21 protein-coding genes and 3 tRNA genes are annotated in these 24,124 nt (G+C 66.6%); 8 read left to right on the top strand and 16 right to left on the bottom strand.

Annotated features, from left to right (window positions below):
* Positions 1-132: 132 nt before the first annotated feature.
* A complete protein-coding gene (locus IB273_RS11700) occupies positions 133-2,400 on the top strand; it encodes a FimV/HubP family polar landmark protein (RefSeq protein ID WP_192224125.1) in 2,268 nt (755 codons plus the stop codon).
* A gap of 145 nt (positions 2,401-2,545) precedes the next feature.
* Here the strand turns inward: IB273_RS11700 and IB273_RS11705 are convergent, their stop codons facing one another.
* Positions 2,546-4,750: a patatin-like phospholipase family protein gene (locus tag IB273_RS11705; RefSeq protein WP_081520271.1), complete on the bottom strand. Its 2,205-nt coding sequence runs from the start codon at positions 4,748-4,750 to the stop codon at positions 2,546-2,548.
* A gap of 70 nt (positions 4,751-4,820) precedes the next feature.
* Here IB273_RS11705 and IB273_RS11710 point away from each other — a divergent pair, with 70 nt between their 5' ends.
* The 3 genes from IB273_RS11710 to IB273_RS11720 all read left to right on the top strand — a co-directional run bounded on the left by IB273_RS11710 (position 4,821) and on the right by IB273_RS11720 (position 6,838).
* Positions 4,821-5,105, top strand: coding sequence for a SelT/SelW/SelH family protein (locus IB273_RS11710; RefSeq protein ID WP_151187931.1), 285 nt, complete (start codon positions 4,821-4,823; stop codon positions 5,103-5,105).
* Positions 5,106-5,229: 124 nt separating this feature from the next.
* Positions 5,230-6,222, top strand: a complete 993-nt coding sequence (gene rfaD, locus IB273_RS11715) for an ADP-glyceromanno-heptose 6-epimerase (RefSeq protein WP_192224126.1) — start codon at positions 5,230-5,232, stop codon at positions 6,220-6,222.
* Between the two features lie 121 nt (positions 6,223-6,343).
* Positions 6,344-6,838, top strand: coding sequence for a hypothetical protein (locus IB273_RS11720; protein ID WP_192224127.1), 495 nt, complete (start codon positions 6,344-6,346; stop codon positions 6,836-6,838).
* Here IB273_RS11720 and IB273_RS11725 read toward each other — a convergent pair.
* From IB273_RS11725 to IB273_RS11740, 4 genes are all read right to left on the bottom strand, one after another.
* The gene (locus tag IB273_RS11725) at positions 6,823-7,035 is read right to left on the bottom strand and encodes a hypothetical protein (protein WP_151187929.1); all 213 of its coding nucleotides are present in this window, start codon (positions 7,033-7,035) and stop codon (positions 6,823-6,825) included. The two genes, IB273_RS11720 and IB273_RS11725, sit on opposite strands and share 16 nt — an antisense overlap.
* 22 nt (positions 7,036-7,057) lie before the next feature.
* Complete coding sequence (locus tag IB273_RS11730; protein WP_192209746.1) at positions 7,058-7,924, bottom strand: DMT family transporter; 867 nt, start codon at positions 7,922-7,924, stop codon at positions 7,058-7,060.
* Between the two features lie 87 nt (positions 7,925-8,011).
* Positions 8,012-8,353 carry a tRNA-binding protein gene (locus IB273_RS11735; RefSeq protein ID WP_151187927.1) on the bottom strand — a complete coding sequence of 114 codons (342 nt, stop codon included), beginning with the start codon at positions 8,351-8,353 and terminating at the stop codon, positions 8,012-8,014.
* 69 nt (positions 8,354-8,422) lie between these two features.
* A complete protein-coding gene (locus tag IB273_RS11740) occupies positions 8,423-9,187 on the bottom strand; it encodes a helix-turn-helix transcriptional regulator (protein WP_192224128.1) in 765 nt (254 codons plus the stop codon).
* A gap of 137 nt (positions 9,188-9,324) precedes the next feature.
* On the opposite strand from IB273_RS11740, the gene IB273_RS11745 reads away from it, so the two are divergent.
* Positions 9,325-10,134, top strand: a complete 810-nt coding sequence (locus IB273_RS11745) for a UDP-2,3-diacylglucosamine diphosphatase (protein ID WP_192224129.1) — start codon at positions 9,325-9,327, stop codon at positions 10,132-10,134.
* Entirely contained in the window at positions 10,131-11,162 is a 1,032-nt protein-coding gene (locus tag IB273_RS11750; protein WP_192224130.1) for a glycosyltransferase family 4 protein, read from the top strand. Before IB273_RS11745 ends, IB273_RS11750 begins: the two co-directional genes overlap by 4 nt.
* Here IB273_RS11750 and IB273_RS11755 read toward each other — a convergent pair whose 3' ends face one another.
* A complete protein-coding gene (locus IB273_RS11755; protein WP_081520280.1) occupies positions 11,163-11,411 on the bottom strand; it encodes a hypothetical protein in 249 nt (82 codons plus the stop codon).
* A gap of 214 nt (positions 11,412-11,625) precedes the next feature.
* On the opposite strand from IB273_RS11755, the gene IB273_RS11760 reads away from it, so the two are divergent.
* Complete coding sequence (locus IB273_RS11760; protein WP_192224131.1) at positions 11,626-12,750, top strand: GNAT family N-acetyltransferase; 1,125 nt, start codon at positions 11,626-11,628, stop codon at positions 12,748-12,750.
* A gap of 106 nt (positions 12,751-12,856) precedes the next feature.
* Here the strand turns inward: IB273_RS11760 and IB273_RS11765 are convergent, their stop codons facing one another.
* The 6 genes from IB273_RS11765 to IB273_RS11790 all read right to left on the bottom strand — a co-directional run bounded on the left by IB273_RS11765 (position 12,857) and on the right by IB273_RS11790 (position 18,097).
* Entirely contained in the window at positions 12,857-13,420 is a 564-nt protein-coding gene (locus IB273_RS11765; protein ID WP_081520281.1) for a cytochrome b, read from the bottom strand.
* A 140-nt stretch (positions 13,421-13,560) separates the two neighbouring features.
* On the bottom strand, positions 13,561-14,835 hold the full coding sequence (locus IB273_RS11770; RefSeq protein ID WP_192209745.1) for a virulence factor family protein: 1,275 nt from the start codon (positions 14,833-14,835) through the stop codon (positions 13,561-13,563).
* Between the two features lies 1 nt (position 14,836).
* Positions 14,837-17,470 carry a bifunctional lysylphosphatidylglycerol flippase/synthetase MprF gene (gene mprF, locus IB273_RS11775; protein WP_081520283.1) on the bottom strand — a complete coding sequence of 878 codons (2,634 nt, stop codon included), beginning with the start codon at positions 17,468-17,470 and terminating at the stop codon, positions 14,837-14,839.
* A gap of 163 nt (positions 17,471-17,633) precedes the next feature.
* Positions 17,634-17,710 (bottom strand) — tRNA-Met (locus IB273_RS11780).
* Positions 17,711-17,826: 116 nt separating this feature from the next.
* Positions 17,827-17,903: transfer RNA gene (locus IB273_RS11785), tRNA-Met, on the bottom strand.
* Positions 17,904-18,020: 117 nt separating this feature from the next.
* Positions 18,021-18,097 (bottom strand) — tRNA-Met (locus IB273_RS11790).
* A gap of 279 nt (positions 18,098-18,376) precedes the next feature.
* On the opposite strand from IB273_RS11790, the gene dinB reads away from it, so the two are divergent.
* Positions 18,377-19,375 (top strand): DNA polymerase IV, encoded by a 999-nt coding sequence (dinB, locus tag IB273_RS11795; protein WP_225610183.1) that lies wholly within the window; start codon positions 18,377-18,379, stop codon positions 19,373-19,375.
* Positions 19,376-19,391: 16 nt separating this feature from the next.
* Here the strand turns inward: dinB and IB273_RS11800 are convergent, their stop codons facing one another.
* From IB273_RS11800 to IB273_RS11815, 4 genes are all read right to left on the bottom strand, one after another.
* On the bottom strand, positions 19,392-19,790 hold the full coding sequence (locus IB273_RS11800) for an META domain-containing protein (RefSeq protein WP_192224132.1): 399 nt from the start codon (positions 19,788-19,790) through the stop codon (positions 19,392-19,394).
* On the bottom strand, positions 19,787-20,227 hold the full coding sequence (locus tag IB273_RS11805; protein WP_045212435.1) for a hypothetical protein: 441 nt from the start codon (positions 20,225-20,227) through the stop codon (positions 19,787-19,789). Before IB273_RS11805 ends, IB273_RS11800 begins: the two co-directional genes overlap by 4 nt.
* 62 nt (positions 20,228-20,289) lie before the next feature.
* On the bottom strand, positions 20,290-21,279 hold the full coding sequence (locus IB273_RS11810; protein ID WP_192224133.1) for a 2-hydroxyacid dehydrogenase: 990 nt from the start codon (positions 21,277-21,279) through the stop codon (positions 20,290-20,292).
* A gap of 16 nt (positions 21,280-21,295) precedes the next feature.
* A complete protein-coding gene (locus tag IB273_RS11815) occupies positions 21,296-24,067 on the bottom strand; it encodes an ATP-binding protein (protein ID WP_192224134.1) in 2,772 nt (923 codons plus the stop codon).
* Between the last annotated feature and the right edge of the window lie 57 nt (positions 24,068-24,124).

The following is a 24,124-nucleotide window of genomic DNA, read 5'->3' on the forward strand; positions in this document are numbered from 1 at the left end:
ACCCTGCAAGGTACAGAGGAGTGGTGCGTTGCGGTCTGCAGTCCGGCATGGTTCCAGTGTGTGGACAGGTTCAACCTGCCGCTTTAGAGCGGTCAGGGAATGGCGTGCAGACCCGGACAATGGGATGGGGTTATGGCTCGAATAAATAGAATTCCGCTGACGCTTGCCGCACTTTCGGTTTTTGTCTCCGCTCACGCGAATGCCCTCGGGCTCGGCGATATCACGCTGCACTCCGGGCTGAACCAGCCGCTGGATGCCGAGATCGCCCTGCTCGAAACCGGCGACATGACCTCCGACGAACTCATAGCGAAGCTCGCGAGTCCCGCCGACTACGAGAACGCTGGCGTCGACCGCTTCGTGTTCCTGCAGAACCTGCGCTTCACCCCGGTGATCCGCAATGGTCGTGGCTACATCAAGGTGGTGTCCACGCAGCCGGTGCACGAGCCTTACCTGAATTTCCTGATTGCCGTGGAGCGCCCCAACGGTCGCATGCTGCGCGAGTACACCGTGCTGATCGATCCGCCGGAGTACAGCGCCAACCGCAGCGTGGCCGCCAATGTCGCGGCGCGCGACGTCGCGCCTTCGCGCTCTTCCGGTTACCGCCCGGACGCCTACCGCCCGGAGCCCGTGCGCCGCGCGCCGGCACAACCGCCGCTGCCGGCGGGTGATGGCCGCTACACCACGGTGCGCAATGACACCCTGTGGAAGATCAGTTCGCGCCTGACGGGCAGCGGCGCTTCCCGCGCGCAACTGATGGATAGCATCGTCGCGCTGAACCCGCAGGCCTTCGTCAATGGTGACCCGCACCGCCTGAAGGTCGGCCAGACGCTGATCCTGCCGCAGGGCCAGGAGCACGCCGGCAGCGCCAGCACGGCCTCGGCGCCGCAGCCCGCTTCCGCCGCTCCAGCGCCGGCCGCCGAGCAGCCCGTCGGCGCGGCCACTGCTGCGACCAGCGCTCCGGCTCAGGCCCAGGGCAATGCTGCCGCACCGGCAGTGCCGGCCGCTGATGCCAGCGTCGCCAAGGTGGAAGCTGACCTGCTGCTGGCCAACGCCCAGCGCGACCAGATGAACCAGCGCATGGACGACCTGCAGAAGCAGCTGGTATCCCTCCAGCAGGCCCTGCAGAGCCGCGACCAGCAGGTGCAGTCGCTGCAGGCCGAACTGGATCGCCGCCAGGGCGCGGAAGCCTCCGGCAATGCCCCGGCAGCCAATGCTCCTGCAGCTGATGCACCGACCAGCAATGCCCCGACCAATGCCGTGCCCGCCGCTCCCAATGCCGTGGCGCCGGCGCAGCAGAACACCCCCGCTCCGGGCGGCGCACAGCCGGCAACCCCGGCGCGGGATGCCCAGGGCTCCGGCTTCAACTACTGGCCCTGGCTGGGCGCCGGCGCCCTTGGCGCGCTGCTGGTCGGGCTGCTGTTCGCCCGTCGCAAGCGCGAGGAAAAGCCGGTCGAGATGCCGCCCCTGCGCTCGGCTGCGCCCGAGCCGGTGAAGCCACTTCCGCAGGCCAAGCCACTGGCGGCTGCCGCGGTGGCGGCGGCTCCTGTGCCGGTGCCGCATCCGGTGGTGGTCGCCACGCCGGAACCGGGCGTCGCCCGTCTGCCTGCCGCCAGCTCGGACAGCCTGGAAGGTGCGGATATCTACATCGCCTACGGCCGCTTCACCCAGGCCCGCGACATGCTGCGCAAGGCCGTCAACGCCGAGCCGAACCGCCGCGAACTGCGCATGAAGCTGCTGCTGGTACTGGCCGAGCTGGGTGACGTGGCCGGCTTCCATGAGGAAGAGCACGCCCTGGTGGCTGCCGGTGGTGACCAGAAGCAGATCGACCAGCTCAAGTCGCGCTACCCGGCAATGCTGATTCGCCCGGAAGACACCCTGCAACCGCCCACCGGCGAGACGCTCACTGACTGGGACGACCTCGAACTGGGCGAGCCCGCAGCCACTCCCGTGGAGCAATCCAGGGCTGCGCAGGACCAACCGGACTTCGCGATGAACCTCAGCGATCTGTCGCTGGACCTGGATTGGGACAAGCTCGACAACCCCTTCGACTCCACCAAACAAGGCAAGGCTGCTGCACCCAAGGTCGCACAGGAAGTGCCGTCGGATTTCCGCAGCAATCTGCACGAGCTGCCGGAAATCACCGAGCTGGACCTGGGCGAGCACGGCGAGATGTTCGGCCATGGCAGCAAGACCATGGGCGTGGAGGAGGAGCTGACCTTCGACCTGCCGGACGATATCGGCCACGAGCACGACGAGCTGCTGGCCAGCTTAGATCGCGCCCGCCAGTGCATCGACCAGGGCAACCTGGAAGAGGCCTACGGCATCCTCAAGCAGGTGATCGCCAGCGGTGACTCCAAGGCCAAGGCCGAAGCGCGCGAGCTGCTGGCGCTGATTGCCTGAGCTTCATCGCGGATGAAAAAGCCCGGCACCTGCCGGGCTTTTTCATACCTGCAGGATATCGCTCCCGCCATACCCTGTAGGGGCGCGTCAGCATCAGGGCATAACACTGCAAACGGTTGTGCGCCGTTCCCGGCGCGGCGCCGCCTCAGAAATTACGCCCCAGGTTGATGTACACCGCGTGCTCGCTCGCATCGTTCAGGCCGTAGCTGAAGGACAGCGGCCCCAGCGGCGTCTCGAAGCCCATCAGGATGCTGCCGGCGTTGACGTAACCGGTGTCGTAGCTGTTGTCGTTGTTCCATACCCGCCCGCGCTCCAGGCTGCCGCCCAGGTAGAAGGGGAAGTCCAGCGGCAGGAAGGAGCGTTCGGTCATGCGCCGGTAGTAGATGACCCGGCCGAGGCTGTAGTTCTGCCCGGCCAGCGCGTCCTGGCGATAGCCGGAGAGCTGCCGCGCGCCGCCGAGCAGGAAGCTAGACACCACCACGTCAGCGTCGTCGATGGTGCGCCCGTAGCCGCCGCCCAGCACCCAGGTGTTCGGGCCGCTGCTCAGCGCCTTGTCCAGGTGGAATTCCCACTGCCGGTAGCGGTCGTCGTCGCCCAGGGACGGCGTGTGCTCGCGGAAGGAGGTCTGGATGTTCTCGCCCTCGCGGGGGAAGTCCACGTTGTCCATGGTGTCGAAGGAGTATTGCAGCTGGGCGTAACCCTCGGTGAAGTGGAAGTCCGGCAGGTCCTGCTCGCCCACCCGCACATCGGCCTTGCCGAAGGCCTGGGCCACGCCGAGGCGGAATTCACCGTTGTTGGCGATCTGCCGGCCCAGGTTGAGGCCGTAGCCATAGCGCTCGAGCCGGTACTCGGCAATCGGGTCGTCGTTGTCCGTGGCCTCGACGTTCTGGGCCTCATTGAACACGTACGGAGCCACGAAGTAGCGCGAGCCCACGTCCAGCGGCTGGTAGAACTCGCTGTAGAGCTCCTGGCGGTCGCCGATCTGCAGGCGCGTCAGCCATTCCGCGCCGAGGCGGTTGATGCCGTTCATGCGGTAGCTGCCGCCGACGTTGAAGGTGCTGTCGCCGCGCAGGTCGTCGGAGAGGTTCAGGCCCAGGCGCAGGTAGTCGGTGCCGCCGCGCTTTCCGTACGCGTGGATCACCAGCACATTGTCGGACTTGCCGTCCGCGCCCGGCTTGTTGTGCACCACGCGGTACTGCACCTGGTCGAAGTAGTCCAGGCCGTAGAGGGTGCTCATGTCACGCTGCAGGCGCTCCAGGTCCAGGTGCTCGCCCAGCGGCTGGCGGATGTAATGGAGGATGACGTCGTCGCTGACCTTGGAGTTGTTCTCCACCTCGATCCGGTCGATCACCGGTTGCCGCTCGCCCGGTGCGCGCGCTTCGCTGAGCGCAACCGCCTCGGCATCGGCGGGCTTGCGCAGTGTTGCCAGGCGCGGGGCGAGGATGCTGGTGGCGCGGTAGCCAGCGTCGATCAGTTGCGGCACGCGCCCGAAGTCGGTGGAGCTGTAACCGCTCAGTGGAGGCTGCACCAGGATGTCGCTGGACTTCAGGGTGGCCAGCTGCGCCTCGGAGTTCTTGCGGGTCATCAGGGTGACGGACTGGTTGAGCATGTCCACCACGGTGGTCAGCTGCTTGCGGTCCAGCAGCGGGTTGCCGATGTCGACCACGATGACCACGTCGACGCCCATCTGCCGCGCCACGTCCACCGGGATGTTGTCGACCATGCCGCCGTCCACCAGCAGCTTGCCGTTGACGTCCACCGGGGCGAACACCGCCGGGATCGACATGCTGGCGCGGATCGCCTGGGGCAGGTGACCCTTGCTGAACACCACCTTCTCGCCGGTGGAGATATCGGTGGCCACCGCGCGGAAGGGGATCGCCAGTTGGTCGAAGTTGCGCGTATCGCTGGTGTGGACCAGCAGGCTCTCCAGCAGCATCGACAGGTTCTGCCCCTGGATCGCGCCCAGCGGCAGGCCGAGGGTGCCGTCGTCGCGGAAGCTGAGCTTCTGCTTCACCAGGAAGTCGCGGTCGTCCTGCTTGCGGCGGAAGGGCACGTCGACCCGTGGCGGCGAGTCGGACAGCGCCTGCTTCCAGTCCAGCCCCAGAGCCAGCTGTTCCAGCTCCCTGGGTGTATAGCCCGCGGCGTACAGGCCGCCGATGACCGCGCCCATGCTGGTGCCGGCGATGGCGTCGACGTGGATGCCCTGTTCATCCAGCGCCTTGAGCACGCCGATGTGCGCCAGACCGCGCGCGGCGCCGCCGGAGAGAACCAGGCCGATCTTCGGTGGGGTATTCGCCGCCAGGGCGCCGAGGGGAAGGAGCAGGAGGAGGGCGAACAGCAGTCGGCGCATGAAGAGAAGAGTCCGGTAGGGCGTTTCAGACCGGTATTATAGGTTCGCGTCCTACAGCAGAGTCTGATTCATGTCCGAAGCCAAAGCCGAAATCGTCATCACCTATTGCACCCAGTGCCAGTGGCTGCTGCGCGCCGCCTGGCTGGCCCAGGAACTGCTGAGCACCTTCGGCGACGATCTGGGCAAGGTCAGCCTGGTACCGGGCACCGGCGGGGTTTTCCAGATTGCCTGCGACGGCGAGCAGATCTGGGAGCGCAAGGCCGACGGCGGTTTCCCCGAGGCCAAGGTGCTCAAGCAGCGGGTGCGCGACCGCATCGATCCGCAGCGCGATCTGGGCCACAACGACCGCTCCTGAATCCGAGCTGTACCGCCCGGCAGATCAATTCGATAGCTGGCTAACTTCTTTGCTTCACATCAAAATGAGACTTGCGTCTCGCTTTTAGGCTGGTGGCATCCATTCTCCGCAAAGGATGCCCGCCATGAGCATCATCGTCACAGGCGCTGCCGGGTTCATCGGCAGCAACCTCGTCAAGGCGCTGAACCAGCGCGGCGAGACCGACATCATCGCGGTCGACGACCTGACCGAAGGCGACAAGTTCGCCAACCTCGCCGATTGCGACATCAGCGATTACCTCGACAAGCGCGACTTCATCGAGCGCTACGCGCGCGGTGACTTCGGCGTGGTGCGCGCGCTGCTGCACCAGGGCGCCTGCTCTAGCACCATGGAGCGCGACGGGCGCTACATGATGGACAACAACTACCGCTACAGCTGCGACTTGCTGGACGCCAGCCTGTCGCTGGGCGTGCCGTTCCTCTACGCCTCGTCGGCAGCGGTATACGGCGGTGGCCATGAGTTCCGCGAGATGCGCTCCTGCGAGAAGCCGCTGAACGTCTACGGCTATTCGAAGTTCCTCTTCGACCAGCGCGTGCGCAAGGTACTGCCCACTGCTCGCACCCAGGTTGCCGGCTTCCGCTACTTCAACGTCTATGGCCCGCGCGAGCAGCACAAGGGCCGCATGGCCTCGGTGGCCTTCCACTGCTTCAACCAGTTCCGCGAGACTGGCAAGGTCAGGCTGTTCGGCGAATACGGTGACTATCCGGCCGGCGGCCACCTGCGCGACTTCGTTTCGGTGGAGGACGTGGCGAAGGTCAACCTGCACTTCCTCGACAACCCCGAGCGCAGCGGCATCTTCAACCTCGGCAGCGGCCGTGCCCAGCCGTTCAACGACGTGGCCCTGGCGGTGATCAACACCCTGCGTGAACAGCAGGACCTGCAGCCGCTGACCCTGGACGCGGCTATCCGCGCAGGATTGCTGGAGTACACCGAGTTCCCGGACGAGCTGCGTGGCAAGTACCAGTGCTACACCTGCGCCGATATCGCCTTCCTCCGCGAGGCGGGCTACCGCGCGCCGATGATGGGCGTGGAAGAGGGCGTGCAGCGCTATTGCCGGTGGTTGCTGCAACAGGACTGATACCGCGTGTATCGGGCTTTTTACCCAGTCTTTACCGACTGCTGACACTGCGCGGGGGGCGGGCGCGAGACAATTCTCACCACGAACGGCGGGCGGTGGATCGCCCGTGACTGGAGGTGAAATGAAGCTGTCCTCGCGCATCGCGCTCAAATCCGTCGCCACCTTGCTGGCCCTGAGCCTCTCGGCCGCCGCCATGGCAGGGCCCCATGGCGGCCCCGGTGGGCCGGGACCGGGTCCGTACCATGGCTGGGGCCCGGGGCATGGCTATGGCCTGCCGGATTACGCGCGGGAAGTCTGGATCGGCAGCATGCTCTACTTCGTCGCCGCCGGGACCTACTACCTGTGGAACGCCGACCGCCGCCAGTACGTCGCGGTGGAAACGCCGCCAGCCGTGCAGGCTGCCCCGACCACCAGCTACGAAGTGATCGCCTATCCCGCCAGTGGCCAGTCGCCGGAGCAGCAGAGCCGTGACCGCTACGAGTGCCATACCTGGGCCGTCGGCCAGAGCGGTTTCGACCCGGCCGCCGCCACCCAGGCGCCGCCGGCGGGCCAATCCGACACCTACCGCCGCGCGCTGGGCGCCTGCCTGAGCGGGCGCGGCTACAGCATCAACTGATTTCCCGGCGCCTGATCCGCAGGCGCCACACCGAACAGGCCGCCACGCAGGCTGTCGTGCGATGAATCCTTGGCATTCCCTCCCCGGGGCAAGGTTCGAGTTTCGCATGCTGCGCGGCGGCCTTCTTTTTGCCCGGGACTTCCTGGGAACCATGCATCAACCTGCAGGAGCGCGCCATGCGCGCGAATCGCGGGCATGGCGCGCTCCTACAAGTGAAACCTAGTGCGATCCACGCGCGCTGAGGAAGGTCGCAAAGATGATCAGCACGCCGCCCGCCAGCATGCGCAGGCTCGGTTCTTCGCCGAACAGTACGGTGGCGAAGGCGATGCCGTAGACCGGCTCCAGGGCGAAGATCACCGCCGCCGTACGCGCCTTGATCAGCCGCAGGCTGGCGACGAAAAGGCTGTGGGCGACGCCGGTGCAGAGTAAGCCCAGGGCGACCAGCCAGAGCCAGTCCATGCCGCGCACCGAGGGCAGGTCGAGCAGTACCAGCGGCAGCAGGCAGGCGATGATCGTCAGGTTCTGGCACAGCGCCGCCTGGATCGGGTCGATGCCGCGCACGCTCACCCGGTTGGCCAGCGACAGCAGGGCGAACAGCAGGCCGGAGAGGGTGCCCCAGAGCAGGCCGGCGGTAGCGCCGTCGCGCAGGTCCAGGGTCGGCGTGACCATCACCAGGCCAATGCACACCAATGCCACTACCAGGTACTCGCCCCTGCGGATGCGCTCGCGGAACAGCAGGCCCTCCAGCAGCACGGTGAAGGCCGGGAAGCTGGCGAAGCCGAGGGTGGCCACCGCCACGTTGCCCACCTTCACCGCGAGGAAGAAGGTCAGCCAGTGCGTACACAGCAACACGCCGCCGCCCAGCAGCATGGCGGCCTGTTTCAGCGTGGGGCGCTTCTGTTCACGCAGATGTCCGGCGAATACCGCCGCCAGTGACAGCGAGCCGAACAGCGCGCGGCCGAAGACGATGACCAGGGGGCCGGCGAGGATGAGTTTGCCGAAGATGCCGGACAGCCCGAACATCAGGGCGCCGATGTGCAGGCCGATCAGGGCGCCGCGGGGAGTGAGTTCAGTAACGCGCTTCATGCCTGAGCTCCCGCCGACTGTCGTGGCGGGGCCTTGTCTGGAAAGAGGAAGGCGCGCCAGGCCAGCCGGCGCGCGGTGAAACGAGGCTCAGGCGAGCCGCGCACCATTGGGCAGCGGCTTGTCGAAACCGGCCAGTACCACTTTCTCGTCGCTGTCGTAGGCGCCGGTGACCAGCACTTCCGAGCGCACGCCGGCGATGGATTTTGGCTCGAAATTGCACACGCACAGCACCTGGCGGCCAATCAGCTCGTTGGCGTCATAGTGTGCGGTGATCTGCGCGCTGGAGGTCTTGATCCCCAGCGGGCCGAGGTCAACCTGGAGGATGTAGGCGGGCTTGCGCGCCTTCACGTTGGGTTCGGCCTGGATGATGGTGCCCACGCGCAGTTCGACGCGCTCGAAATCCCGCCACTCGATGGTGTCTGCCGACATCGCAGCTCCTGCTGGTTTGCTTGATTGCCGGCAGTCTAGGTTGCTGGCGCGCGGTTGTCTGTCGCGCGGCTAGCGGGAATTGTCGCGCGACTGCTGACGCAGTTGGCGCGGGGTGGTGCCGAACTGGCGGACGAGGGCGGCGGTGAAGGCGCTCTGCGAGGCGTAGCCGACCTGCGCGGCGATCTCGCCGACCGACTGGTGCGAGCCGCGCAGCAGGTCGCGGCCCAGGTGCAGGCGGCGCTGGCGCACGTAGTCCATGGGCGTCTGCCCGGTTTCGGCGAGGAAGCGCGCATGGAAGCGCGCCGCGGACAAGCCGGCGAGCCGCGCCAGGTCCGCCACCTGCAGCGGGTGCGCGGCATGCCGGTCGATGTAGCTGTCGAGGCTGGCCAGCGGCAGTTGCGCCGATTCGTCGAGGCGCTGCTGGCCGGCGGCGAGGCTGGCGAGCAGCAGGATGGCGCCCTGGCGCGCCAGCACCGGATCATGCAGCGAGCTGCCGGCGAGCCAGTGCACCAGCTGCGCCTGGTCGTTGCTGAGCAGGCGCTGGCCGGGGGTTTCCAGCAGGCGGCGGCCGGCATCGCTGTGCAGGCCGAGGCCGCCGAGCAGGTCTTCCTCGTCTTCCAGGTCCACCACCAGGCAGCGGCTGCCATCGGGGCTGGCGCAGGCGTGGTGCTCGTCACGCGGCACCACGGCGAAGGTCTGCCGGGTCACCAGGCTGCCGCGACCGCCCACTTCGAAATCCAGGCTGCCGGACAGCCCCAGCACCAGCTGCGCATGGCTGTGGCTGTGGGCGAGGTGGTCATGGCTGTACTGGCGCAGGGAGAGAATCTGGCTCATGCAAGGCTGCTTTCATGCTGGCGGGCAGGCTGACAGTCTAGCGCGCCGAGGGCTGTAACGGGACTGTCGCGAGTCGGTCACCTTCGCTTCACCGCGCGGGTCGACACTCGGAGAAACCCCACCGGAGGTCGCCGACGATGAGCAGCGCGCAACGCATGACGCCGACGAAGAAACAACGGGTACGCACCCTGTGGATATCCGATGTCCACCTGGGCACCCGCGATTGCCAGGCCGAGCACCTGGCCGGCTTCCTCAAGCGCTACCACGCCGACCGCATCTACCTGGTGGGCGACATCATCGATGGCTGGAAGCTGCGCGGCGGCATCTACTGGCCGCAGGCGCACACCAACGTGATCCGCCGCCTGCTGACCATGAGCAAGCGCGGCACCGAGGTGATCTACGTCACCGGCAACCACGACGAATTCCTGCGCCGCTATTCCTCGCTGCTGCTGGGCAACATCCGCCTGGTCGACGAGATCGTCCACACCACCGCTGACGGTCGTCAGTTGCTGGTGATCCACGGCGACCAGTTCGACGTGATCACCCGCTACCACAAGTGGCTGGCCTTCCTCGGCGACTCCGCCTATGAGTTCACCCTGACCCTGAATCGCTGGCTCAACCATTGGCGCAGCCGCTATGGCTACGGCTACTGGTCGCTGTCGGCGTACCTCAAGCACAAGGTGAAGACGGCGGTGAACTTCATCAGCGACTTCGAGGAAGCCATCGCCCACGAGGTGCACAAGCGCGGCCTCAACGGCGTGGTCTGCGGGCACATCCACCATGCGGAAATCCGCCAGATTGGCGAGGTGGAGTACCTCAACTGCGGCGACTGGGTGGAGTCCTGCTCGGCGCTGATCGAGCACTGGGATGGCAGCATCCAGCTCTACCGACTGGCCGAGGAGCAGGCGCGCGCCGAGGAGCCCGTGGTGGTCGAGTCGGCAGCATGAGGCTGCTGATCGTCACCGATGCCTGGCTGCCGCAGGTCAACGGCGTGGTCACCAGCCTGAAGGCGCTGGTGGCCGAGCTGGAAGGGCAGGGCCACGTGGTCGGCCTGCTCTCCCCGCAGGACTTTCGCCACCGTCCGTGCCCGAGCTACCCGGAGATCCCGCTGGCGTGGGACCTGTGGAAGGTAGGCGAGAAGATCAGCGGCTTCGCTCCCGATTGCGTCCACCTCGCCACCGAGGGCCCGCTGGGTTGGGCCGCGCGGCGATGGCTGGTACGCCGGGGCCTGAGATTCAGCAGCGCCATCCACACGCGCTTTCCCGAATACGTGAACACCCGTTGGCCCTGGCTGCCGCTGGGCTGGGGCTATGCCTTCCTGCGCCGCTTCCATGCACCCAGCGCAGCCGTGCTGGTCAGCAGCGAGCGCATGCGTAGCACGTTCGCCGATCACGCCTTCGACAACCTCGCGCTCTGGCGCAAGGGTGTGGATATCCTGCGTTTCCAGCCGGGGGCGGGCGCACCGCTGGACGAGCCGGTGTTCCTCTATGTCGGCCGGCTGGCGCAGGAAAAGAACCTCGAAGCCTTTCTCGCCCTCGACCTGCCGGGGCGCAAGCGCGTGGTAGGCGACGGCCCGCAGCGGGCCGCGCTGGAAGCGATTTATCCACAGGTGGAATTCCTTGGCTATCGCCACGGCGACGAACTCGCCGAGGCCTACCGCAAAGCCAGCGTGCTGGTCTTCCCCTCGCTGACTGACACCCTCGGCCTGGTGATGTATGAGGCGCTGGCGTGCGGCACGCCAGTGGCGGCGTTCCCGGTGGCGGGGCCGCTGGATGTGCTGGAACAGGGCGTCACCGGAGTGATGGACGCCGACCTGCGCAGCGCCTGCCTGCGGGTACTGGAACTGGATCGCCAGGTCTGCGCGCAGTGGGCACGGGGGCAGACCTGGCAGGCATCGGCGCAGGAGTTCCTGGCGCTTCAGGTACGCCTGTCGGAGATGCCGGTCAGTGATGAACCGGGCTATGCAGGCAGCTGATCAGAACAGCTGGCGGTCGTGGTCCAGGCTCTGGTCCACCAGCCACTTACCGTGGGCGATGGACGCGTGCTGGGCCTTTTCCAGGTCCGACATGAAGGCGTATTCAACCGGCAGCGTCTTGCGCCTGGTGGTCTGCCCGTCCGGGGCGGTGATGTGGCAGCCGGCGGCCCAGGGAGTTGGCAGGCCGGGGTGTTCGACGACATCGGCGGTGATGGTGTACTTGCGGTACTCGCATTGCATCAGGCTCATGGGGCGTCCTCCTGGCTATTCACCAACGGCCCACGCAGGGCGGCTGGCGAGCGGAACGGTGCCGGCGTCATGCGCGGGCAAGCCTCGTTAACCCCCAACATAGACCACCAGGACAAGCCTTTCGCCGGATACCGACGAACGCGAATGTCATCTTCGCCGGAGATTTTCCGCCCGAATCTTCCCAATGCCGATGCACCGCGCCAGACTGTCGGCCATGCCAATCCAGACCCTTTCCCGTCTCGCCGAAGTCGATGCCCGCCAGTGGGACGCCCTGTTGCCGGACGACCAGCCGTTCCTGCGCCACGCCTTTCTCTCCGCGCTGGAGGAAAGCGGCAGCGTCGGCGGCCGTACCGGTTGGAAACCGTCCCATCGCGTGCTGCTGGGCGACGATGGCCGCTTGCTGGCCGCTGCGCCGGCCTATCTGAAAAGCCATTCCTACGGCGAGTACGTGTTCGACTGGAGCTGGGCGGATGCCTGCCTGCGCGCCGGCATCCCCTACTACCCCAAGCTGCTGGTGGGCATTCCCTTCACGCCGGTCGGCGGCGCCCGCCTGCTGGGCGCGCCCGAGGCGGCGCTGAGCCTTGTTGGCGCGCTGGCGGGCGAAGTGGACGAGGGGCATTGCTCCGGCGTGCACGTGAACTTCACCGATACCGCCGCCGATGCATTGCTGCGCGATGCCGATGGCTGGCTGGAGCGCCTGGGCTGCCAGTACCACTGGAGCAACCGCGGCTACCGCGATTTCCAGGACTTCCTCGACGCGCTCAGCTCGCGCAAGCGCAAGCAGTTGCGCAAGGAGCGCGAGCAGGTCGCCGGGCTCGGGCTGGACTTCGTCTGGATGGAGGGGCGCGAGCTGTCCGAGGCGCACTGGGACTTCGTCTACGCCTGCTACAGCAGTACCTATGAGGTACGCGGGCAGGCGCCTTACCTGAGCCGCGCGTTCTTCAGCCTGATCGGCGAGCGCATGCCCGAGGCGATCCGCGTGGTCTTCGCCCACCAGAATGGCCGGCCCGTGGCCATGGCCTTCAGCCTGCTGGGCGGCGACACGCTGTACGGCCGCTACTGGGGCTGCCTGGCGGAGTTCGACCGGCTGCACTTCGAAACCTGCTTCTACCAGGGGCTGGACTTCGCCATCGGCCATGGCCTCAAGCGCTTCGACGCCGGAGCGCAGGGCGAGCACAAGCTGATCCGTGGCTTCGAGCCGGTGATCACGCGCTCCTGGCATCGACTGGGGCATCCGGGGCTGCGTGACGCGGTGGAGGAGTTCCTGGTGGGGGAGAGGGCGGGCATCCTGGCTTACGCCGAAGAGGCCCGCGCGGCGCTGCCGTATCGGCAGGATTGACGCCTGTAATTCCCTGTAGGAGCGCGCCATGCCCGCGACCGCGCGCATGGCGCGCTCCTACAGGTCAGTTGCGTAGCTTGCCGGCAACTGTGGATAAGGTTCGCGGTTATTCCGGCTTCGCCTCACCCTTGCCCGGCAGCATGCGCACCAGGGTGTTGTCGCGGCTGATGTAGTGGTGGAACAGCGCGGCCAGCGCGTGAATGCCGATCAGCCAGTAGCCGAGCACGGCGATGGTCTCGTGCCAGTACTTCACCTGCTTGGCCAGGTCCGGGTTCTTGGCCACCAGGTGCGGCAGCTCCAGGCCCCAGAACGGCACCGGCTTGTCGGCGGCGCTGAGGATGATCCAGCCGGCCAGCGGCAGGCCGATCATCAGGCCGTAGAGCGCCAGGTGCGCGAGCTTCGCCAGCACCATCTGCCAGGCCGGCGGCGCCGGGACGATCGGCGGGGTGGGGTAGATGAAGCGGCCGATGATACGCAGCCAGACCAGCACGAAGACGCTCAGGCCGAACATGAAGTGAAACTGGGAAAACAGCGCACGGGTGTCGCTGCCTTTGGGGAAGTTGGTGCGGTACTCCATGCAGAAGTACGTGGCGGCGATCAGTACCAGCATGATCCAGTGCAGGGCAATGGACAGGCTGCCGTAGCGTGACGGGGACTTGGAAAGGCTCATGACGGTTCCTTGTGTGGCTCTTTTTCGTGCGCCGCGTTCTGACGACGGGGCTGTCAGTCTGAGCATAGAGCCTTAAGCGTGCCTGAAAAACCGTGAAGCCAAAGTGAAAGGGCCGCAATGTGCGGCCCTTTTGATGTCGGTCAGCCTTCGTCGTCGGCTGACTGGCGGGAGCGGATGGCGTTCACCAGCCGCTTGGCCAGGGCTGGATAGTCTTCGTCGAAGTGGTGGCCGCCGGGCAGTTGCAGGTTCTCACCCACCGACTGCGGCTGGGTGCAGCCGCTTTCGTCCTTCTCTTCGATGCCGTACACGCAGAGCACTTTCGGCCCCGGCAGACGAGCCATTTCCGGGCCGGTGGAGGCTTCCTGGCCGGCCTTGCCGAGCCAGCCCTGCACCTCGATCTCGAAGCTGCCGCTGCGGGCAAAGGCCAGCAGGATCACCGAGCTGACGTCCTTCTTGGCGTCCGCCGGCAGGCGGTTGTAGATCGCCGGCAGCACGTCGGCGCCGAACGAGTAACCGGCCAGCACGAAGTGCTTGGCGCCCCATTTCTCGCGGTAGTGCTGCATCAGCAGGGCGAGGTCGGCGGCGCTCTGTTCCGGGGTCTTGTGCTCCCAGAAGTAGCGCAGGGCATCGACGCCCACCACCGGATAGCCCAGCTCGGCCATCTGCGCCGCGACGTCGCGGTCCAGGTCGCGCCAGCCGCCGTCGCCCGAGTAGAACAGGGTGACGGTCTCCGAGGGCTTGGCGGCCGGGACTTCCACCACCGGCACGTTGTCGCCACCGCCTTGTAGCTGCTGTCGCAACTGGTCGGCGAGGACCTTGGGCAGCGGGGTGTCGTAGTCGGTGATCACCGTCTCGGCATTCTTCAGGCCGCGGGCGAAGCGCGCGCTGGCGTCGTCCGGGTTGTCGTTCCAGGCGGCCAGCCAGTGGCCGTGGGCGGCAGTCGTCGGCAGCGGGGTGGCGGCGCAGTCGGGCTTCTCCAGGGAGAAACCGACCGACAGGGCCTTGGCCTTGTCGTCAGTCTGCCCGGCGAGCCAGCGGAAGGCCCAGGCGCTGCCCGGACCGATGCCGGCGACCAGGGTCGGCTGGCCGTCGAGCAGCTCGCCGGCAGCCTTGATGCGGGCCTGCTGGGTGGCGCAGTCCTTTTCCGGGAAGACGAACTGCACCACGCGGGCGCCGCTGTCGTGGGCCAGGGCCAGCAATTGGCCGTCGTCGAGTTTCTGGTCGGCCTGCACGGCCAGCAGTACACGGGCGTTCGGTTGCTTGCCGGGGATGGCCAGGGCGACGGCACTGCCGTCGGCGAGCTGGCGGTGTTCGAGGGAAGCCTGGGAAGCCGGCCGGCTCCACAGCAGCAGACCCACGGCGATGATGACCAGCAGGAGGAGGGCGAGCAGGTGTCGCCAGCGTCGTTTCAACATATCAGCGTTTTACCAATCCACTCAGGCCGCCTGCGATGAGGGCGGCCGTATCGGCCAGGGCCACCAGCGGATCCAGTCCGGCGGGCACGGCCAGGTAACGGGGTTCCCAGTCGGGCTGGAACTTGTCCTTGAAGCGCCGCAGCCCCTGGAAATTGTAGAACTGCTCACCCCGGCGGAAAACCAGCGCGCCGAGACGTTGGGTCAGCGGGGCGCCACGGCGCGGCTGCAAGCCGGCCAGGGGCACCATGCCGAGGCTGAAGCGGGTGTGCCCGCTCTCCTTGTAATGCAGGATCAGGCCGAGCATGAGGAACTCCATGGTCAGCTTGGGTGCGTCAGGGGCTACGCGCATCAGGTCGATGCTCGCCAGCTCCTTGCCGGAGGTTTCCAGCAGGTTGGCGAAGGCCACGGCGCGGCCCTGGAAGCGGACCACGACGACGCGGAAATAACGCAGGTATTCCGGGGTAAAGCGGCCCAGGGAGAAGCCCTTCTCGCGGACGTTCTTGCCGCCCAGCCAGGCATCGGAGATGGCGCGCAGCTCGTCCATCGGCGCGTTGCCGGCGTCATGGAATTCCAGGCTCAGGCCGTCGCGCTGGCCACGGTTCCAGGTGTAGCGCAGGTCCTTCATCTCCTTGCCCTTGCTCTCCAGGTCGAAGCGGCGCAGATCGACCCGCGCCTCCTCGCCGAGCTTGAGCGCGGTGAGACCGATGTCCATGTACAGCGGCAGGTTCTCCGCGCGCACCTGGTAGAACACCGGGCGCGCGTGGTGCAGGTCGCAGAGGTCGCGGAACTGCCAGATCAGTTCGGCGCGGGCCTGGGCCGGGCCGACCGGATCGAACAGCGCCACCAGGCTGCGGCCACGGCGGGCGTACATCAGGAAGGCGTCGTTGCCCTCGTGGAACAGCAGCGCCTTGTCGCCGGACAGGGCCAGGCCGCCGTCGGGCTGCGCGGAGCTGGCCAGGATGCCGGCGGCGGTGTCCAGGTCCTCGCGGGTCGGCGCGTGGATGGCCGGCGGCGCGGTGCGCAGCAGCCAGTACAGCGCCAGCGCGGCCAGCAGCAGGCAACTGCCCAGCGCGGCACGCAGGCCACGCGGGGCGTCGGCATCCAGAGCGAACTGCCACCAGAGTTCGTGGCTGTAGGGCACATCCTGGTAGGCGAACAGCAGCAGCCAGATAGACGCGGCGATAACGCAGGCAGCGGCGCCCAGATACAGCGGCGAGAAGGGCAGGTCCATCAGGCGGCTGCGGCGGTAGAAGGCGCTGCGGAAGATCACCAGCAGGGCGGCGGTGAAGCTGAGGATCAGCGCTTCTTCCCAGTCGAAGCCCTTGAGCAGCGACAGTGCGGCGCCGGCGATCAGCAGGCCGATGGTCAGTGCCCAGGCGGCGGAGAGGCGGCGGCGCAGGCCGTAGGCGAGCAGCAGGCAAAGTACGCCGATCAGGCTGGCGGCCAGGTGCGAGGCATCGATCAGGCGGTGCGGCACGAGGAAGCCGACTTCGTCCAGGCGGGTGTCGATGGACGGCGTGGCGCCGGAGAACAGCAGCACGATGCCGGAGATGAACACCAGCAGGGAGAGAATCTGCGCGGCGAAGCCGGAGGTGATGCGCACCGCCTGTTTGGCCACCAGCACGCGGCGGGCTTCGAGGAACAGCAGCAGCAGACAGGCGACGATCAGCGGCAGGACCACGTAGATCAGGCGATACAGCAGCAGTGCGGCAGCCAGCGGCGCGGCGCCCAGCTGGTTGGCGAAGGCTGCCAGCAGCACGGCTTCGAACACGCCGACGCCGCCCGGCACGTGGCTGAGCACGCCAGCGGCCAGGGCAATCAGGTAGACCAGCAGGAAAGCGCCGAAGGGCGGGGCTTCGGGCAGCAGCAGATAGAGCACGGTGGCGGCAGCGGCCACGTCCAGCGCGGTGATCAGCAGTTGCAGCAGCGACAGGCGCAGGCCCGGCAGGCGCAGGGTGCGGCGGCCGAAGCGGACCAGGTGGCTGTCGGGCGAGGGCTGTTCCGGCAGGCGGCGGCGTTCGACGGCAACCACCAGCAACAGGCAGAGGGCGATGATGCCCAGCGCCAGCACTGCCACCAGCCATTCCGGCAGGTGCAGGGCCAAGGAGGCGTCGGAGAGGTCGCTCAGCGCGGCGAGCGCGGCCAGCACCGGCAGCGCGCAACCCAGCGACAGGCTGGCGAACAGCGTCATCAAGGCGACGTCGCCAGCCCCCAGCCCCTGGCGGGCATAGAGGCGATAGCGCACCGAGCCGCCGGAGAGCATCGACAGGCCAACGGCGTTGCCGATGGCGAAGGCGGAGAAACCGCCGGTCAGCAGCGCCGGGACGGGCAGCTTCACGCCGGCGAAGCGGCTGGCCGACCATTCATAGCCGAGCAGGAAGATGAAACCGACCACGGTGGCGGCGAAGGCGCCGAGCAGCGAGGTAGTGGGTACGTCGAGCAGGGCGTCGTGCAGGGAGTAGGCGTCGATGTCGCGCAGCAGGTGATAGCAGGCGATCAGTGCGAGGCTGAACAGCACCAGGGTCACGCCCAGGCCGAGTGCCTGGCGGTTGGCGTTCACCCAGTTGAGCCAGGTCGCTCGGGCAGGAGCTTCCTCGGCGGCAGGGGTATCGGGTGTGGTGGGGTTGGCGCTCATCGGGCACCTCAATCGATTTAGCGCGACAGAGTAGGGGCACTGACGCGAATTCCCAAGTCCCCGGAAGAGTATTTTCCTGATCCGTGAGACGCCACCCGTGGGCGATCCTTTTTTGCGCACAACGAAAAAAGCCACTCCTAAGAGTGGCTTTCTTCTTGATGTCTGGTTGCGGGAGCAGGATTTGAACCTACGACCTTCGGGTTATGAGCCCGACGAGCTACCAGACTGCTCCATCCCGCGGCGGCAATTCTACGGATATGAAGCCTTGTGTCAAACGATATTTCGTTTTCGATCAATAATTTAAACGCGCGCAAACGAAAAAGGGCCACTCCGAAGAGTGACCCTTTTTCTGTGTCTGGTTGCGGGAGCAGGATTTGAACCTACGACCTTCGGGTTATGAGCCCGACGAGCTACCAGACTGCTCCATCCCGCGGCGGCCATTCTACGGATGTGAAAGGTCTTGTCAATCGATATTTCGCTTTCGATCAATAATTTAAATCGCGCGCAAACGAAAAAGGGCCACTCCGAAGAGTGACCCTTTTTCTGTGTCTGGTTGCGGGAGCAGGATTTGAACCTACGACCTTCGGGTTATGAGCCCGACGAGCTACCAGACTGCTCCATCCCGCGGCATCCATTCTACGCCGATGGGCCTGTGTGTCAACGAAAAATAGGGAAAAGTGATTTTCTATCAGATATTTAGCTGCGGCGAACGGCAGCGCGGCAGTTGTCCGCCGGCGGAGTTTTCCTGGCTGTGGATAACCGAAGCGGCGACGTTTTGCATTACCATGGCCGGGTTTTCCGCCGCCTTTTGGGGCGGCTTCCGATGGTGATGCAGGCGTCTTCTTCGTGACTCGGCAACGAAAGATCATCCACATCGATTGCGACTGCTTCTATGCCGCCATCGAGATGCGCGACGACCCCAGCCTGGCGGGCAAGCCGCTGGCGGTGGGTGGGTCGCCGGACAAGCGTGGCGTGGTCGCGACCTGCAACTACGAGGCGCGCGCCTATGGGCTGCATTCGGCCATGGCCATGCGCACGGCGGTGAAGCTGTGCCCGGACCTCACCATCGTGCGCCCGCGCATGGATGTCTATCGCGAGACTTCGCGGGAAATCCACGCGATCTTCCGCGACTACACCGACCAGATCGAACCGCTCTCCCTGGACGAGGCCTATCTCGACGTCAGCGACAGCGAGCGCTGCGGCGGCAGCGCCACGCGCATTGCCCGGGAGATTCGCCAGCGAGTCTGGGAAACCCTGCACATCACGGTGTCCGCCGGGGTGGCGCCGAACAAGTTCATCGCCAAGATCGCCAGTGACTGGCGCAAGCCCAACGGGCTGTTCGTGGTCACGCCCGACGAGGTGGACGGTTTCGTCGCCGAACTGCCGGTAAAAAAGCTGCATGGCGTAGGCAAGGTTACCGCCGAGAAGCTGGCGCGCCTGGGGATTCGCACCTGCGCGGACCTGCGCGACTGGTCGCGTATCCAGCTGGCCAAGGAATTCGGCAGTTTCGGTGAACGGCTCTGGGGCTTGTCGCGGGGCGTCGATGACCGTCCGGTGCAGGTTGACAGCCGCCGCCAGTCGATCAGCGTGGAGAACACCTTCGACCAGGACCTGCCGGACCTGGCGGCTTGCCAGGAGGAATTGCCGTCGTTGCTGGGTGAGCTGGAGCGGCGCATGACGCGCCTGGACACCAGCTACCGGCCGGGCAAGCCGTTCATCAAGCTGAAGTTCCACGACTTCACTCAGACCACCCTGGAACAGGCCGGCGCCGCGCGGGACCTGGAAAGCTATCGGCTATTGCTGGGGCAGGCGTTCCAACGCGGCAACAAGGCGGTGCGGCTGATCGGCGTGGGCGTGCGCCTGGTCGATCTGCGCGGCGCCCACGAGCAGCTCACGCTCTTCTAGCACGGGCGAAAATGCCTCAGCCTTCGGGCCACATGCGCATGGCGCGGCCGGAGACCGGCCACAGGCGCAGCTCGCCTTCTTCGGTGATATCCCAGCGCTGCACTTCGCCAAGCATCTTGAGGAACTGCTGTTCCTGCTCCATCACCAGGTCGGCGCACAGCTTGCGAGTGGCGCCGGGCTGGCCGAAGGTCAGCTGGTCGCCTTCGAGCTTGTAGCTGGCGAACCAGTGGTTGCAGCCGGCGCTGCCGTAGGCGCGGCCATTGCCGTCCAGGGTCAGGCTGATGTGCGTGTAGTCGATCAGCGGGTGCTCACCGACCCACTCCACGCGGTAGGTATGCTCTGCTTCGGGAACCGGCTTGCTGGCGCAACCGGCCAGGGCCAGCGCGGTGCAGGCGCTGGCGATCAGGGCTTTCATGCAGTCTCCTTGCTCTGGCAATCCGGGCAGAGGTGGCGGTTGCCGACCTTGGCCCATCCCAGTTCGGCGATGCGCTGCTCGGCGGCGGGCTGCTGGGCGGCCTTGCCGAGGGTGGCATCGACGGCGAATTCGAAGTCCAGTGTAGCCTCGCAGCCGTCGCAGTTGACCTTCCACTCGTGGATACCCAGTTCACGAAACACCGGGCCCTTGGCCACGGCCATCCACTGCCCCGGCGGGTTGATCAGGTGGCGGACCTTTTCCACTTCCAGCGTCATGCTCAGGCTTTTGCTGCCCTTGAGGCTGACCAGCATGGTGTCGCCGGCCTTGATCGAGCCACCGATGCCGGTGACCTGGTAGCGGCCCGGAGTCAGCGCGCGGCACTCGTTGAGGGTGAATTGCGGGTTGAGCAGGGTGTAGCGGAAATCGTGCTGGGCCATGGGTCCTCCGGGAAAGCGCGGCATTCTAGGGCGCGTGGCGTGCGGATGCGAGCGCCTTCTGCTCAGTTTTTCACCAGGTTGACCGGATTGCCGGCCCGCCAGGCGGCGATGTTGGCCAGCGTGGTCTGGGCGATCCCGGCCAGCGCCTCGCGGGTCAGGAAGGCCTGGTGCGCGGTGATGATCACGTTGGGGAAGGTCAGCAGGCGCGCCAGTACGTCGTCCTGCAGCGGCTGGTCGGAGCGGTCGGCGAAGAAGATGTCGGCTTCCTCTTCATAGACGTCCAGGCCCAGGTAGCCGAGCTGGCCGCTTTTCAGCGCCTCGATCAGCGCCGGTGTATCGACCAGCGCGCCGCGGCCGGTGTTGATCAGCATGGCGCCGCGCTTCATGCGTTCCAGGCTGTCGGCGTTGATCAGGTGCCTGGTGGCCTCGTTGAGCGGGCAGTGCAGGCTGATGATGTCGGACTGCGCGAGCAGCTCGTCCAGCTCGACGAAGCGCCCGCCCAGGGCCTCGATGGCGCGATTGGGATAAGGGTCGTAGGCCAGGATGTGGCAGCCGAAACCGCTCATGATGCGGGCGAAGACTTCGCCGATCTGCCCGCTGCCGATGATCCCGACAGTGCGCCCGTACAGGTCGAAGCCGGTCAGGCCGTGCAGGGAAAAATCACCTTCGCGGGTGCGGTTGTAGGCGCGGTGGAGGTGCCGGCACAGCGCCAGGACCAGCCCTGCGCCATGTTCGGCCACCGCGTGGGGCGAATAGGCCGGTACGCGGACCACGGCAAGACCCAGCGCATGGGCGGCGGCCAGGTCGACGTGGTTGTAGCCGGCCGAGCGCAGGGCGATCAGTTTCGTGCCGCCAGCTGCCAGGTGCTCCAGCACCGGGCGCGACAGGTCGTCGTTGACGAAGGGGCAGACCACTTCGAAGCCCATGGCCAGGGCGACCGTGTCCTCGCGCAGCTGCGCCTGCTGGAAATGCAGCTCGAAGCCGAGGCCATGGTTGGCGGCGAGGAAGCTGTCGCGGTCGTAGGTCTGGTTGCTGAACAGGATGATGCGCATCGATTCAATTCCGTCTTCAGTGCGTCTGGCCGGCTTCGATTTCCAGCCGGCCCTCGGTCGCCTGTGCCAGCTCGGCCATGGCCTTGTCCAGTTCGTCCAGCGCGGCGGGGCCGTCCGGATCGTTCTGCTTGAGCAGCGTCTCGGCGCGCTGGCAGGCCGCGCGCAGCATCGGTACGCCGCAGTAGCGGGTGGCACCGTGCAGGCGGTGGATGCGTTCGAGCAGGGTGTTGCGATCGTTGCGCTCGCGGGCCTGGCGGATCACCTGGCGGTCGGCGGACAGCGAGGCGAGCAACATGCCGAGCATGTCGGCAGCCAGCTCCGGTTTGCCGGCGGCCAGCCGCAGGCCTTCCTCCGGGTCCAGGACGCTGAGGCCTTCCAGGGATGATTGGACCTGGCGCGGACGCTCGTCGCGCGGCTCGCCCAGCGCCAGGCCGGTCCACTTGAGGATCACCTGGACCAGTTGGCGCTCGTCGATCGGCTTGGTCAGGTAGTCGTCCATGCCGCCCTGCAGCAGGGCGCGCTTCTCGTTGGCCAGGGCATGGGCAGTGAGGGCAATGATCGGCACCGGGCTGACCTCGCGGTCGCCTTCCCAGAGGCGGATCGCCTCGGTGGCCTGGCGGCCGTCCATGATCGGCATCTGCACGTCCATGAATACCAGGTCGAAGCGCTCGCGCTGCACCGCTTCGACGGCGGCGAGGCCGCTGTCGACGGCTGTCACCTCGGCGCCCATGTCGGTCAGCAGGGTCTTCACCAGCAACAGGTTGGCCGGGTTGTCGTCGACGCAGAGCAGGCGTGGAATGCGCTCGAGCTTGCCGTTGACGTTCTTGTCCTTGCGGGTCGGCCGCAGGTGCAGCAGTTCATTCAGTGCCTGCTGCAGCTTGCGCGTGCAGGCGGGTTTGCTCTGCACCTGGGCGTCTGGCAGCACGTCGTTGTAGTGCGCCTGTTCGATGGTCGGGCACAGCACCAGGCTCTTGCAGCCGTGCTGTTCGAGTTCGCGGATGGACTGGCGCAGCGCCTCGGGCGGGTGGTCGGCGGCGGTCACGCCGAGCAGCGCCAGGGTTATCGGCGCCTTGTCCGACGGCCCGGCCAGCAGGGTCTTCTCCAGCGTGACGAGGTCAGGGAACTCGGTGACTTCCAGGCCGCAGTCCTCCAACTGGTGGTGCAGCGCGGTGCGCGTCAGTTCGTGGGGCTCGTACAGTGCCACGCGCAGGCCACCGGCCAGGGCGTGCGGCAGGTCGTCGCCGTCGTCGCGGGCCTTGGGCAGGTTGAGGCTGATCCAGAACTCCGAGCCATCGCCGGCGCTGCTTTCCACGCCGATCTCGCCGCCCATCTGCTCGATCAGGCGCTTGGAAATGACCAGCCCCAGGCCGGTGCCGCCGGCCTGGCGCGAGAGGGAATTGTCCGCCTGGCTGAAGGCCTGGAACAGCGCGCGCAGGTCGGCGTCGGTCAGGCCCACGCCGGTGTCCTGCACGCTGATGCGCAGCTGCGCGCGGTCGTCGCTCTCGTCTTCGAGCATGGCGCGTACGGCGATGCTGCCGTCGTGGGTGAACTTGATGGCGTTGCTCACCAGGTTGGTCAGCACCTGCTTCAGCCGCTGCGGGTCGCCCACCAGCTGCAGCGGAGTGTCGCGGTAGATCAGGCTGACCAGCTCCAGGTGCTTTTCGTGGGCGGCGGGGGCGAGAATGGTCAGGGTGTCCTGGATCAGCTCGCGCAGGTTGAACGGGATGTTCTCCAGTACCAGCTTGCCGGCTTCGATCTTCGAGAAGTCGAGGATCTCGTTGATGATCCCCAGCAGACTCTCGGCGGACTTGTGGATGGTGCCCAGGTAGTCCTGCTGGCGGCTGGTCATCTCGCTCTTCTGCAGCAGGTTGGTGAAGCCGAGGATGCCGTTGAGCGGGGTGCGGATCTCGTGGCTCATGTTGGCGAGGAACTCGGATTTGATCCGGCTCGCCTCCAGGGCCTCCTTGCGCGCAAGGTCCAGTTCGATGTTCTGGATCTCGATGGTCTCCAGATTCTGCCGCACGTCCTCGGTGGCCTGGTCGATGTTGTGCTGCATCTCTTCCTGGGCGCTCTGCAACGCCTCGGCCATGCGGTTGATGCCGCCGGCCAGCTCGTCCAGCTCGTGGCTGCCCAGCGCCGGCAGGCGGGTTTCCAGGCGGCCCTCCTTGAGCTGGGCGACGCCCTGGGCGATCTGCCCCAGCGGCGCGTTGATCGCGCGGCTCATGCGCAGGGCGAGGAGGGCGGTGACAGCAAGGCCCGCGCCGATCAGCAGCAGGCTGGTGAACAGGCTGCGGTAGCCGCGCAGCAGGGTGCCGTGGTGCGACAGTTCCAGTTCGACCCAGCCCAGCAGCTTCTCGGCGTCGTCGTCGGGGTCGCCGGACAGGCTGCGGTGCTTGCCCAGCACCGGCAGGAGGAAGTGGGTGGTGTCCAGGTTGCTCGCCATGCTCAGGTGCGAGCCGTCTCCACTGGGCATTGGCGTCAGTATGCTGGGGCCGGCGTGGACGAGTTTTTCCCGGTCCGGGTCGAGGAAGGTCACGGCGCGCACGTCGGGTTGGTCCAGCGCTTCGTTGGCGATGCGCTCGAGCAGCTCGTTGTTGTGGTTGGCCATGGCCGGGGCGGACAGCGGCGCCAGTTGCTCGGCGATCAGTTGCCCGCGCTCGATCAACTGGGCGTGCATGTCCGACAGCTGCACCCAGGTGAAATAGCCGCCCAGCACCAGCGCCAGCAGGCTGGTGGGCAGCAGGGTGAGCAGCAGTACCCGTCCCTTGATGCCGAGATCCTTGAACACTCGCTTCCTCCGATGCGTTTATCCCCGGCAGTGTAGCGGTTCAGACCTTCGTCGGAA

The sequence above is a fragment of the Pseudomonas sp. PDM19 genome (genome assembly GCF_014852215.1).
Classification (GTDB): domain Bacteria; phylum Pseudomonadota; class Gammaproteobacteria; order Pseudomonadales; family Pseudomonadaceae; genus Pseudomonas.